This is a genomic window from Curtobacterium sp. APC 4022 (genome assembly GCF_030407555.1).
Lineage (GTDB): Bacteria > Actinomycetota > Actinomycetes > Actinomycetales > Microbacteriaceae > Curtobacterium.
In genome coordinates this window covers 1-11,276 of the sequence record NZ_JASDDD010000077.1, presented here as the reverse complement: position 1 = coordinate 11,276, position 11,276 = coordinate 1, and the positions used below count along the sequence as shown (strand labels likewise).

Genomic DNA, 11,276 nt, shown 5'->3' with positions numbered 1-11,276 from the left:
GCTCGGCACGGCCCCGCCCGGTACGGTCGGGGCATGGACCTCGACGCGCTCGCCTTCCCCGTCATCGACGGCCACAACGACCTGCCGTGGGAGCGTCGCGAGACACACGGGTCCGGCGTCGAGGGCGTCGACTCCGAGACCGACTCCCTGCACACCGACCTGCCGAAGCTCCGTGCCGGCGGGGTGGTCGGGCAGTTCTGGTCTGTGTTCGTGCCGGTCGACGAGCCCGACCCGGTGCGGACGACACTGCAGCAGATCGACCTCGTCCATCGTCTGGTCGAGCGCTACCCGGACGACCTGGCGCTCGCGCGGACGGCCTCCGAGGTACGGGCTGCGATCGCCTCCGGCCGGATCGCCTCGCTGCTCGGCGCCGAGGGCGGCCACTCGATCGGCGACGACCTGGCCGTCCTCCGCGCCTTCGCGCGCCTGGGCGTCCGCTACATGACGCTGACGCACAACGACGACACCCCCTGGGCGGACTCGGCCACCGGTGCCCGTGCCCACGGCGGACTGACCGACCGCGGACGCCAGGTCGTCGCCGAGATGGAACGCATCGGGATGCTCGTCGACCTGTCGCACACGGCGCCCGCCACGATGCGGGACACCCTCGACGTCGCCACCCGGCCGGTCGTGTTCAGCCACTCGTCGACCGTCGCGATCGACGACCACCCGCGGAACGTCCCGGACGACGTGCTCGCGCGCCTCACCGACAACGGCGGCGTGGTGATGATCACCTTCGTGCCGAAGTTCGTCTCGCGTGCCTGGGCCGACTGGGAAGAGGCCGGCGCGACCGGGGAACCGCCCCTCGTCACGGTGTCCGACGTCGCGGACCACGTCGAGCACGCCCGCGACCTCGCGGGTGCGGCGCACCTCGGTCTCGGTGGGGACTACGACGGCACACCGGTGCTGCCGCCGGACCTGCGCGACGTCTCGCGGTACCCGGTCCTGGCCGAGGAACTCCGTCGCCGCGGCTGGGGCGACGCCGACCTGCGCGCGCTGGCGGGCGGCAACGTGCTCCGCGTGCTCGAGGCGACCGACGACCGGTTCGCCCGCACCGCGCTCGTCCGCTGACGCACACAAGCACCCACGCACGCACCCACCCACGCACACACGCACAGACCCCGACCCCCGAACTGGTGCCTCGTCGTCCCGGACCACACACGTCACACCAGGGAGGCACCCCGGGTCGGCTCGCTAGGATCGGGCCGCACACCGAGCCTCCTGGGATGGAGGCCGTGGGACCGACGTGAGGACGCAACGGATGACCGGCACCATCTACGACAACATCTCCCAGGCCTTCGGCAACACCCCGCTCGTGCGGCTGAACCGACTGCCCCAGGAGGGTGGGGCTGAGATCCTCGCCAAGCTCGAGTTCTACAACCCGGGTGCCAGTGTCAAGGACCGCCTCGGCGTCGCGATCATCGACGCGGCCGAGGAGTCCGGTGACCTGAAGCCCGGCGGCACCATCGTCGAGGGATCGTCCGGCAACACCGGCATCGCGCTCGCCATGGTCGGCGCAGCCCGCGGCTACCGGGTCGTCGTCACGATGCCCGAGACGATGAGCGTCGAGCGCCGTGCCGTGATCCGCGCGTACGGGGCTGAGATCGTCCTGACCCCGGGCTCCGAGGGCATGAAGGGCGCCGTCGCCCGTGCCGGCCAGATCGTGGACGAGACGCCGGGCGCGATCCTGGCGCACCAGTTCGAGACCGCCGCGAACGCTGCGATCCACCGGAAGACGACCGCGCAGGAGATCCTCCGCGACACCGAGGAGCACGTCGACGTGTTCGTCGCCGGCGTCGGCACCGGCGGCACCATCACGGGCGTCGGTCAGGTCCTCAAGGAGCGGGTGCCCGGCGTGCAGATCATCGCGGTCGAGCCCGCCGACTCGCCGCTGCTGACCAAGGGCACGGCGGGGCCGCACAAGATCCAGGGCATGGGGGCGAACTTCATTCCCGAGGTCCTCGACCGTTCCGTCATCGACGAGGTCATCGACGTCGAGCTCGACGACGCGCTGCGGGTCGCCCGGGCGCTGGCGACCGAGGAGGGCATCCTGTCCGGCATCTCCTCCGGTGCGATCATCCACGCGGCGCTGCAGGTCGCGGCCCGTCCGGAGAACGCCGGCAAGCGCATCGTCGCGATCGTCTGCGACACCGGCGAGCGCTACCTGTCGACCGTGCTCTACGAGGGGCTCACTGCGTGACGACGGCTCCTCGTCGCGGTGTGCTGCGGACCGTCCGGGAGGACCTCGCCGCCGCACGCCGCGGAGACCCCGCTGCGCGCGGGGACCTCGAGAACGCGGTCGTCTACTCGGGGCTGCACGCGATCTGGGCGTACCGGGTCACCCACCGGCTCTGGATCGCCGAGGGTCTGCCCGGTTCGCGGACCGTGGCGCGGATCCTGGCGCAGGTCGCCCGGAGCCTGACCGGCATCGAGATCCACCCCGGCGCCCGCATCGGCCGCCGGTTCTTCATCGACCACGGCATCGGTGTCGTGATCGGTGAGACCGCGGTCGTCGGTGACGACGTCCTCGTGTTCCACGGCGTGACCCTGGGGGGTCGGGGCGGAGGCCCGGGGCCGGGTTCCAAGCGTCACCCGACGGTGGGTGACCGGGTCGTCCTGGGCGCCGGCTCGGCGCTGATCGGCGGCATCACGGTCGGCGACGACGCCGTCATCGGTGCGGGCACCGTCGTCACGAAGGACGTGCCGGCGAACTCGGTCGTGACCGGGATCGCCGGCACCGCACGTCCGCGCTCCGGGCGCGAGGGCGTCCCGGAACTCTGAGGCGGAGCGTGCTGCCGCAGCCTCCGGTCAGCTCTTCTCGCAGGCGATCCCGTCGGCGTCGCGGTCCATCTTCTTGTTCGCGTTGTAGAGCGCGTCGTCCTTCTTGACGGTGCCCTTCAGCGCGCGGTACGTGGTCTTCCCGGCGGAGGTCACCTTGTTCTTCGTGACGGACTTCTTCGCGATGCCGCCCGAGTACACCTTGTTGACGGCGGTGCAGTTGGCGTAGGTCTTCGGCGCCGCGGAGGCGCTGGTCGCGGTGCCGGCGACGCCGCCGATGGTCAGTGCGAGCGTGACGGCGGCGATGCCGAGGGTGCGAGCGGTCTTCACGGGTTCCTCCTGGAGGGGTGGTCGCCGACGTCGGGTACGCGGCAGGACGAGGGTACTGCCAATCCGTGAGAGAACTTCACCCCCACAACGAGGCAGGGACGGGCGGCATCGGGCATCCTGGTGGCATGGACGGGACCACCCTGCAGCTGGTCGTCGCGCGCACCGCGATGGCGCTGCCGGCCGTCACCGAGACGCAGCCGTTCGGCGAGGGCACCGACGTCTACAAGGTCGTCGACAAGATGTTCGCGATGACCACGGAACTGCGCGGGGTGCCGATCGTCAACCTCAAGTGCGCCCCACCGCACGGCGCCGCGTTGGTGCGGGACCACCCCGAGGTCACCCCGGGCTGGCACATGAACAAGCGGCACTGGATCACGATCGCACCGGGCGAGGGGATCGACGAGCAGATGGTGGAGGACCTCGTCGCGAACGCCTGGGACCTCGTGGTCGCCGGTCTGCCCCGAGCGCGGCGGCCGTTCGACCCGGGCCGGGGCACCGGCCCGGCCTGACGATGGGCCCGGCCTGACGACGGGCCCGGGCGACCACCTGTGGTCAGACGGCTGCGCGCCGGAGGGCGAGCTGGGCCTCCCGGACGACCTTCGGCGCGAGCCGGTCGCCCATCGCGAGCACGGCGGTCGCCTGCTCCGCGGTGAGCCCGGCGAACATCTGCCCGATCGTGACCCCGTGCTCGGGCCGCTCGAGCACCGTCACGGCATCGCCCGCGGCGACGGAACCGGACTTGCGGACCCGGAGGTAGGCGCCGGGACGGCCCTCCTCGGCGAACCGCCTGACCCACTTGGCGACCTTCATCCGGCGCGCGAACGTGCCACACGGGATGCGCGGGATGGTGACCTCGAGCTGCAGGGTGTCGCCGAGGCGCAGACGCTCGCCGATGACCAGGCCGGTGACGTCGACACCGGTCGTCCGGAGGTTCTCGCCGAACAGTCCCGGCGGGATCGGCCGGTCCAGCTGCTCGGCGAAGAACGCGGCGTCCTCGTCGGCGTACACGTAGACGGCCTGGTCCTCGCCGCCGTGGTGCTTGCGGTCCGCCTGGACGTCGGCGTGCAGTCCGAGGGGCCGGACCCGGACCGGGCCGTCGACCGGACGCTTGTCGATGGCGGTGATGCCGATCGTGCCGGAGTCCCGGAGCAGCTGTTCGACGCGGCAGACGGCGGTGACGAGGGGCATGGGTCCACCCTGCCGTACCGCGGACCCGGCGCGCACCTGGCAGTCGGCTGGATGATCGCGGCACCGTGTGACGATCCTGGCCCTGAGGACGTCCCATCCGTGTCCGCAGTCGACACGCGGGCAGTTCGACCCCGTCACCAGTAGAAGGAAACCGTGCAACCGCAGCAACACCGGACGGAACTCGTCGACCTCGACGACGAGGTGCTCGCCGCCCGTGCCACCGACGGCGACGTCCGTGCGTTCGAGGTGCTCATCCGCCGGCACACGCCGCTGCTCCGCGCCTACGCCCGACGGACGCTCGGATCGACCGACGAACTCGACGACGTGGTGCAGGAGACCTTCATCACCGCCTGGGACCGTCTCGACGTGCTCGAGGACCGGCGGCGGGTGAAGGCCTGGTTGATGCGCATCCTCAGCCGCAAGTGCCTGGACCGCATCCGGGCGCGGCGCGACCACGACGACGTCACCGAACTCGAGATCGCGGCACCGCCCGACGGCGCACCCGAACGGGTCGCCGAGGCACGGTCCCGCGAGGACGCCGTCGACCGGGCACTGGCCGAACTGCCGCCGGACCAACGGCGCTGCTGGGTGATGAAGGAAGTGCTGGAGTACCGGTACGAGGACATCGCCGAGGAGCTCGGCCTGCCGACCTCGACCGTCCGCGGACTGCTGTCCCGCGCCAGGAAGAACATGATCAGACTCATGGAGGGATGGCGATGACCGCCGCACCCGGACCGCACGAGCCCGACCTCGCGGCCCTCGAACCCGAGGACCTCGACGGGCACACGATCGACGAGCTCTCCGACTACCTCGACGCCGGCATGGTGCCCGCGGATCCCACGATCGACGACTCCCCGGCGTGCCAGAACGCCCTCGCCGCGATCGTGCGGCTGCGGAGCGCATCGCTCGGGTCCCTCGACGAGGCCGCGAAGGCCGAGGCGCCGGCCGACGAGTCCTGGATCGGCGGGGTCCTGGCGAACATCTCGCTCGAGGTCCGCGCTGGCCGGGACATCCCGCTGCGCGCCGCGGCACCGACCGAGCACCCGGTGATGACCGAGGGTGCCGTCCGGTCGCTGGTGCGTCGTGCTGGCGACGAGGTGCCCGGCGTCGTGGTGTCCCGCTGCGTCCTGGACGGCGACGTCACCGAGCTGGCATCGCCGGTCCGGGTGAGCGTCGAGATCGCCGTCGTCGCCGGACACCGGATCGTGCCGACGGCCGAGTCCGTGCGTCGGGCGGTCGAGGACATGCTGGCGACCCAGACGGACCTGACGGTGGAGGCCGTGGACGTGCTCGTGCGGGACCTCATCGCCCCCACGACCGCGGACCGCGTCGCGACCGCGGACGGCACCGCGACCGCGGACCGGATCGCGACCGCGGACGGCACTGCGAGCACCGGCACGGACGCCGACGAGGAGGCAGCACGATGACCGACGACATCCCGGGCGCCGAGCCCGTCCAGCCGGAGCCGGAGCCGGACCTCCCCTGGACCGACGAGGCCCTGCTCGCCGTCGAGGCGGTCGTCCTCGACGTGCCGGGCGTCACCGACCTCTACCGCGGGCGGACCTCGGTCGGCAACGCCGTCGGCAGTGCGGTCGCCGCGGTCCGACGGATCGGGTCGTCGGAGGCCGCGCCTCGCATCGCCGTCGACGGCACCACGCTCCGGATCGTCATCGGCACGGACGGAGCCGCACCGGCACCGACGGTCGCGCACGCGGTGCACGACGCGGTCCTGGCGGCGGCGCGATCAGCGGGTCGGCAGCCGACGCGCATCGACGTCCGCGTCGCGCGCATCGGCTGAGCGGAGCCGGCCACCGGACCGCTCAATACCAGTTGACCGCCTGCGAGTGCGACCACGCGCTGCACGGCGTGCCGTACGAGCCCTTGATGTACTGCAGACCCCAGGCGACCTGCGTGGCGGCGTTGGTCTGCCAGTCCGCGGCGATCGACGCCATCTTCGAGCCGGGGAGCGCCTGCGGGATGCCGGTCGCGCCGCCGTTCGGGTTGACGGCCCGGTAGTTCCAGCCGGACTCCTTGGTCCACAGGCTGTCGAGGCACTGGAACTGGTCGGAGCCCCAGCCGTACTGTGACGACGCCAGTGCCGCGGCTGCGGTCTTGGCGCCGGCGGGGGTGTTCGCCCGCGCCTGGGCCTCGGCGGCTGCCTGCTCGGCCGCGGCCTTCTCGGCGGCGGCCTTCGCGGCCGCTGCGGCGTCCGCGGCTCGCTTCGCAGCGGCCTCGCGGGCTGCGGCTGCCTGGGCGTCGGCGTGGTCCTGGTCGGCGCTCGCCTGGGCGACGTCCTGCACGGTGTCGACCGTCGAAGCGATCCGCTCGGTCAGCGCGGCTCCGGACAGCGAGGAGTAGTCGGACAGCGAGGCGATCCGCTGCTCGAGCCGCCCGGTGTCGGTCTTGTCGTTCGCGTCACGGACGACGGTGCGGGCCGTCGAGATCGTGGCGGCCGCCTGGGCCCGGTCGAGGTCCGTGCCGGACAGGCGGGGCGTCGCGCTGGCGGTGGGGACGCCGAGCGCCTCGCCGAGTGCGGGCTGCGTCATGGTGAGGGCACCGCCGGCGATCGCGACGACCGCGGCGCTGCCGGCGATCATGACGCCGTGCTTGCGGAGGGCCCGGCGCATCCGGCGGGAGGGGGTGTCGAGGGCTGCGCGGCGGGTGCCGGGAGCCGGGGTGCTGGTGCGGGGAGTGGTTCTCGTCATCGTTTCCGGGTGTCAGTCGGCTCGTGGTGCGGGTCCGTCGGGGCGTCGACGCACGGCGTGCACACGGGTGGTGCGCACGCCGGTCACCGGTGTCCGTGGGCCGTCGGGGGAACGGCCGGGACACCGGGATGGACAGCAGGGTGGGGGACCTGCAGTCGTCGCGTCGTCGCGTGGACCCGCGAGCCGGGGGAGGACCGGACGGTGATGTGGGGCCCGTCCGTTCCGCCGCGGTGCGGTGACGGTGTCGTCACTCGCGGGGGCGAAGCGGCAACGATGACCCGTGATGCTGGGCGCCACGTCAGCGACCGCTGCCAGAACGGTCGGTCCACCGGCCGGTAACGGTTCGGTAACGAGCCGGCGACGATCAGTGCGTCGGTGCCGCCGGGGTCGTCGGACTCTGGGCGACCCGCTCGAGGGCGTCGAGTGCCCGGGCGATCGAGTCGACGTCATCGGGGGACAGCTCGGCGATGAGCTCGGCGACGATGCCGGTGCGCTGCGACCGTGCGGTGTCGACGGCGTCCATGCCCGCCTGGGTCGCACTCACCATGAAGGCCCGGCCGTCCCGCGGGTCGGGGTCACGGGCGATGAACCCGCGCTGCTCGAGCTCGATGAGGATGCGCGTCATCGTGGGCTTCGTGACGACCTCGATCCGCGACAGGTCGCCGGGGCGCAGGGGTCCGTGCTGCACGATGGACGCCAGTGCCGAGACGATCCCGTAGCCGAGCGAGGCGGAGTCGGTGCGCGCCCGTCGGTTGATCCGGCCGACGGCCGCGGCGAGGCGGGCGGCGACCTCGGTGCGGTCCGGGTCGAGGTCGGTCATGGTCGCTCCGCGGGTGGGGATCGGGTGGGTGTGCACGATCGTAGCGGTCACGGAATGCACGTCGAACGGGGGACACGGCGGACCCCGCCTCGGCGGGCGTCCTGTCCCCGGAACGCGGACCGCCCGCGGCGCACGAGCGTCGCGGGCGGCTTCCTGTACGGATGTTCAGGACATTTCGGAACCAGCGGTCAGCGCTTCTCCCCGGGGAGCATGTGGATGGCTTCCGTCGCGAGCTCGGCGGTGATGTTGTCGCCGTCCGCCGTGGCTGCCCGGAGCCGTCGGAAGTCCTCGGTCATCTGGTCCCAGTCGAGCAGCTCGTCCAGGTTCGGCAAGCGCAGTCGGAAGGCCAGGCCGTCCATGGTGTCCTGGCACACCCGCTGCAGGTTCTCGTTGCCGCACTCGTCGACGTACAGGGCGAACACCCCGAGGGCGTCACGGTTCACCGCCGGGACGTCGTGCGCCTCGAGCTCGGTGATGGTCTTGTCGAGTGCGCTGAGGATCCGCTTGCGCGATGCCGTGCCGAGTCGGGGGACCGCCAGGCGGACGACCCCGCCGAACAGCACGCCGAGGGTCTGCATCGCCTCGATCACCTCGTCCGGGTCCGGGGTGGTGACCCGCGTGTACCGGTTCGGTGCCATCTCGATCAGTCCGGCGCGTGCGAGCTGGCTCAGCGCCTCGCGGATCGGCGTACGGGAGACGCCGAGCCAGGCGATGAGCTCGTCGTCGTTGAGGCGCTCCCCAGGCTCGAGGGTGCCGTCCATGATCGCCTCGTGGATCTTCTGACGGACGGTGTCGCGGAGCAGCTTGTGCTCGGTCGGGGCGCTGCTGGGGACCGGCATGGGGACCTTCCGGGGTTCGGGACGGGTGCTCGCTCACCGTACCTGATGTGGTACCGGACGGTCGCCTCCGTGACACGTGCTCAGATCCCGAGCAGGCGCAGCGTCTCCGGGTCCTCGTCGCCGTCGAACCAGCGGTCGAGCACGGCCGTGAACGGTGTCGGGTCGTCGGACGCCCGGGCGAAGAGCGTCATCGAGGACCGTGCCTTGACCGCGTCGATCCGGCCGAACAGCGCCTCGGCAGAGCCGGCCGGAGCGTCGAGCACGGTCGCCACGACCTCGAGCAGCCGCGGTCCGAGCACGGGGTGCGCGAGGTACGCCCGGGCCTCGTCCAGACCGGACACCGCGTACCGCTGCGCCGTCGCACTCCGCCCGAGCCCGGCGACCTGTGGCAGCACGAACCACATCCAGTGCGAGCGCTTCTGCCCGCCGGCGAGCTCGGTCAGTGCCCGTTCGTGGACGCCGGCCTGCGCGACGACGAAACGGTCGAGGTCGAACGGATCGCCTCCGGACGGGTCCCGTCCGGACCGGCGACCGGTCGCCTCGCTCACCGGACCACGTCCCCCCACGCGTACCGGACCGTGGTGCCGTCGACCACGAGCAGCGAGTCCGGCTGCCGGTCGAACAACCCGGGCAGGCCCACCGCGGCGGGCAGGTCGCCCTCCAGGCGCTCCAGGGTGGCCGAGCGGACGGTCAGCGGCGCGTGCTGCCGCTGCCAGAACAGCGTCTGCGCGAGCAGTCGTGCGTGGATCCCGGCGCGGGTCGTGAGCTCCGCGGCCAGCGGGGACCGGTCGACCGCACCGGCCACGACACGGACCGAGGCGGCGTGGCGGGGGCCGGTCGTGCCTCCCGTCCGACGGGCCTGCCGGACCGCGCGGATCGGGTGCCGGACCCGGTCCGGGTGGCGGACCGACCGGTGGCTGACGGTCTCGCCACGGCGGCGGGACCGCGCCCACGCGAACGTGTACGGCACGCCGAGCAGGGCGTGCGCGGCGACGATCGCGGGCACGTTCGGGGTGTCGACGGTCAGGTACGCGATGCCGCGCCGGCCGACGTCGTCGACGGTGAGGACCTCGACCGTGACCTCGGTCATCGACCCCAACCGGGTCGACGGCGGGAACGGCGGTACCTGTGTCTCCCGGAAGACGTACGAGACCAGGCCGACCCAGGCGCTGCCGTCGACGACGTCCGGCCGGGTCCCACGCGGGACCAGGCGGGCCAGCGCCTCGGGCTCGTACCGCCAGTGCGCGAAGACGATGTCGTCCCACGCGTGGACCGTCACCGGCCGGTGTCGGAGGGCGACCGCAGCGCGGGTGCGCGGGTCGTCGTCGCCGGAGCCGAGTCCGGCTGGCGGTCGCCCGTCGTCGGTCATCGCCGTGGAGCGTGGCGGGCGACGCGCAGCGACCACGCGACCAGCGGTGCCTGCAGCGGCAACCGGAGGACCGCGACCAGGCGTGCCGCCCGGGAGGCCCGTGTGCCGTCGAGCACGTCGCTCGCCATCTTCACGTTGGCCGGGAACACCGCCAGGAACAGGGCGACCGCCGCCCAGCCGGCGCGTCGCCGGGTGGCGGGGACGAGGAGGCCGACGGCGATGCCGAGTTCGGCGAGACCGGAGACGAGGGTCGTCGTCCGGGGCGGCAGGGTGTCCGGGACGATCCGGTCGTAGTGCTCGGGCCGGAGGAAGTGGGTCACCCCGGCACCACCGAGGAGGACTGCGAGGACAGCGGCGGTCCTCCTGGCACGTCGTGCGCGTTGGGTACGGCGTCGCATCGCCCCATCGTGCCCGACCGGACCCGGTCGACGCCCAGGTGCGGCCCAGGTGCGACCTGGTCCGAGGGCGTTCAGGCCAGCGCGGTCGCGACCAGGTCGAGCACCGCCGCCGCGATCTCGGCCTTCGTGCCCGAGGTCTCGCGGACGACCGTGCCGCCGGGGACGAGCACCTCGATGGCGTTCTCCTCGCGCTCGAACCCGTGCGACCAGCCGACGTGGTTCACCACGAGCAGGTCGGCCGGCTTCCGGGCGATCTTGGCGCGTCCGAGTTCCAGGCGTGACTCGCGGTCGGGTTCGGTCTCCGCCGCGAACCCCACGATGACCTGGCCGACCCGGCGTGCGGCGACGAGTTCGGCCAGGACATCGGGGTTCTTCACCAGCTCGAGCGTCATCCGGTCGCCCTGCTGCTCCTTCTTGAGCTTCGACTCGAGCACCTCGGCGGGGCGGTAGTCGGCGACCGCTGCGGTCATCACCAGGACGTCGGCGTCCGGCGCTGCCGCGTGCATGGCGGTCGCCAGCTCCTGTGCGGACCCGACCCGGACGACGCGGACCGTCAGCCCCTCGGTGAGGCCGGGGTCGGTGTTCGCCGCCACGAGGGTGACGTCGGCACCACGGCGGGCGGCCTCGGCGGCGAGCGCCACACCCTGGCGACCGCTCGACCGGTTGCCGACGAAGCGGACCGGGTCGAGGGGCTCGCGGGTGCCGCCGGCGCTGACGACGACGCGGACGCCGGCCAGGTCGCCCTGCTCGCCGCGGGCGGCGGAGTGCGGGGTGGCCGAGTGCTGGGTGGCCGAGTACGGGGTGGCCGCCGGGCTGGGGGGATCGGCGGGACCGCCGGGCCCGTCCGTC

The 11,276-nt window shown here is 72.8% G+C and carries 16 protein-coding genes; 7 read left to right on the top strand and 9 right to left on the bottom strand.

Features of this window, described 5'->3' with window-relative positions; genetic code table 11:
- The 3 genes from QL987_RS16140 to epsC form a co-directional block, all read left to right on the top strand.
- Positions 1-1,071 (top strand): dipeptidase (locus tag QL987_RS16140; RefSeq protein ID WP_356842250.1); only part of this gene is annotated, 1,071 nt, incomplete at its 5' end.
- A 190-nt stretch (positions 1,072-1,261) separates the two neighbouring features.
- Positions 1,262-2,200, top strand: coding sequence for a cysteine synthase A (cysK, locus tag QL987_RS16135; RefSeq protein ID WP_290158641.1), 939 nt, complete (start codon positions 1,262-1,264; stop codon positions 2,198-2,200).
- A complete protein-coding gene (gene epsC, locus QL987_RS16130; RefSeq protein WP_290158640.1) occupies positions 2,197-2,781 on the top strand; it encodes a serine O-acetyltransferase EpsC in 585 nt (194 codons plus the stop codon). Before cysK ends, epsC begins: the two co-directional genes overlap by 4 nt.
- Before the next feature lie 27 nt (positions 2,782-2,808).
- Here epsC and QL987_RS16125 read toward each other — a convergent pair whose 3' ends face one another.
- Complete coding sequence (locus QL987_RS16125) at positions 2,809-3,108, bottom strand: excalibur calcium-binding domain-containing protein (RefSeq protein WP_221850234.1); 300 nt, start codon at positions 3,106-3,108, stop codon at positions 2,809-2,811.
- Positions 3,109-3,233: 125 nt separating this feature from the next.
- Here QL987_RS16125 and QL987_RS16120 point away from each other — a divergent pair, with 125 nt between their 5' ends.
- The gene (locus tag QL987_RS16120) at positions 3,234-3,617 is read left to right on the top strand and encodes an MmcQ/YjbR family DNA-binding protein (protein WP_221850233.1); all 384 of its coding nucleotides are present in this window, start codon (positions 3,234-3,236) and stop codon (positions 3,615-3,617) included.
- Between the two features lie 43 nt (positions 3,618-3,660).
- Here the strand turns inward: QL987_RS16120 and QL987_RS16115 are convergent, their stop codons facing one another.
- Positions 3,661-4,296 (bottom strand): MOSC domain-containing protein, encoded by a 636-nt coding sequence (locus tag QL987_RS16115; RefSeq protein WP_290158639.1) that lies wholly within the window; start codon positions 4,294-4,296, stop codon positions 3,661-3,663.
- Between the two features lie 153 nt (positions 4,297-4,449).
- Here QL987_RS16115 and QL987_RS16110 point away from each other — a divergent pair, with 153 nt between their 5' ends.
- From QL987_RS16110 to QL987_RS16100, 3 genes are read left to right on the top strand one after another with little or no spacing between them, the layout of a single operon-like run.
- Positions 4,450-5,016 carry an RNA polymerase sigma factor gene (locus tag QL987_RS16110; protein WP_290158638.1) on the top strand — a complete coding sequence of 189 codons (567 nt, stop codon included), beginning with the start codon at positions 4,450-4,452 and terminating at the stop codon, positions 5,014-5,016.
- Entirely contained in the window at positions 5,013-5,723 is a 711-nt protein-coding gene (locus QL987_RS16105) for a hypothetical protein (protein WP_290158637.1), read from the top strand. Before QL987_RS16110 ends, QL987_RS16105 begins: the two co-directional genes overlap by 4 nt.
- Positions 5,720-6,094 (top strand): hypothetical protein, encoded by a 375-nt coding sequence (locus tag QL987_RS16100; RefSeq protein WP_290158635.1) that lies wholly within the window; start codon positions 5,720-5,722, stop codon positions 6,092-6,094. Before QL987_RS16105 ends, QL987_RS16100 begins: the two co-directional genes overlap by 4 nt.
- 22 nt (positions 6,095-6,116) lie before the next feature.
- On the opposite strand, the gene QL987_RS16095 is transcribed toward QL987_RS16100, so the two are convergent.
- The 7 genes from QL987_RS16095 to QL987_RS16065 form a co-directional block, all read right to left on the bottom strand.
- Positions 6,117-7,001, bottom strand: coding sequence for a phospholipase (locus tag QL987_RS16095; protein WP_181439223.1), 885 nt, complete (start codon positions 6,999-7,001; stop codon positions 6,117-6,119).
- Positions 7,002-7,365: 364 nt separating this feature from the next.
- Positions 7,366-7,821 (bottom strand): MarR family transcriptional regulator, encoded by a 456-nt coding sequence (locus tag QL987_RS16090; RefSeq protein ID WP_146248127.1) that lies wholly within the window; start codon positions 7,819-7,821, stop codon positions 7,366-7,368.
- Positions 7,822-8,009: 188 nt separating this feature from the next.
- Positions 8,010-8,660 carry a GntR family transcriptional regulator gene (locus QL987_RS16085; protein ID WP_290158633.1) on the bottom strand — a complete coding sequence of 217 codons (651 nt, stop codon included), beginning with the start codon at positions 8,658-8,660 and terminating at the stop codon, positions 8,010-8,012.
- An 80-nt stretch (positions 8,661-8,740) separates the two neighbouring features.
- Positions 8,741-9,208, bottom strand: coding sequence for a DUF1810 domain-containing protein (locus QL987_RS16080; RefSeq protein ID WP_290158632.1), 468 nt, complete (start codon positions 9,206-9,208; stop codon positions 8,741-8,743).
- Positions 9,205-10,029, bottom strand: a complete 825-nt coding sequence (locus tag QL987_RS16075; RefSeq protein ID WP_221850226.1) for a DUF2071 domain-containing protein — start codon at positions 10,027-10,029, stop codon at positions 9,205-9,207. The genes QL987_RS16080 and QL987_RS16075 overlap by 4 nt, the downstream gene beginning before the upstream one ends.
- Positions 10,026-10,427 carry a hypothetical protein gene (locus QL987_RS16070; protein ID WP_221850225.1) on the bottom strand — a complete coding sequence of 134 codons (402 nt, stop codon included), beginning with the start codon at positions 10,425-10,427 and terminating at the stop codon, positions 10,026-10,028. The genes QL987_RS16075 and QL987_RS16070 overlap by 4 nt, the downstream gene beginning before the upstream one ends.
- Before the next feature lie 71 nt (positions 10,428-10,498).
- Positions 10,499-11,276 (bottom strand): phosphopantothenoylcysteine decarboxylase (locus tag QL987_RS16065; RefSeq protein WP_290158630.1); only part of this gene is annotated, 778 nt, incomplete at its 5' end.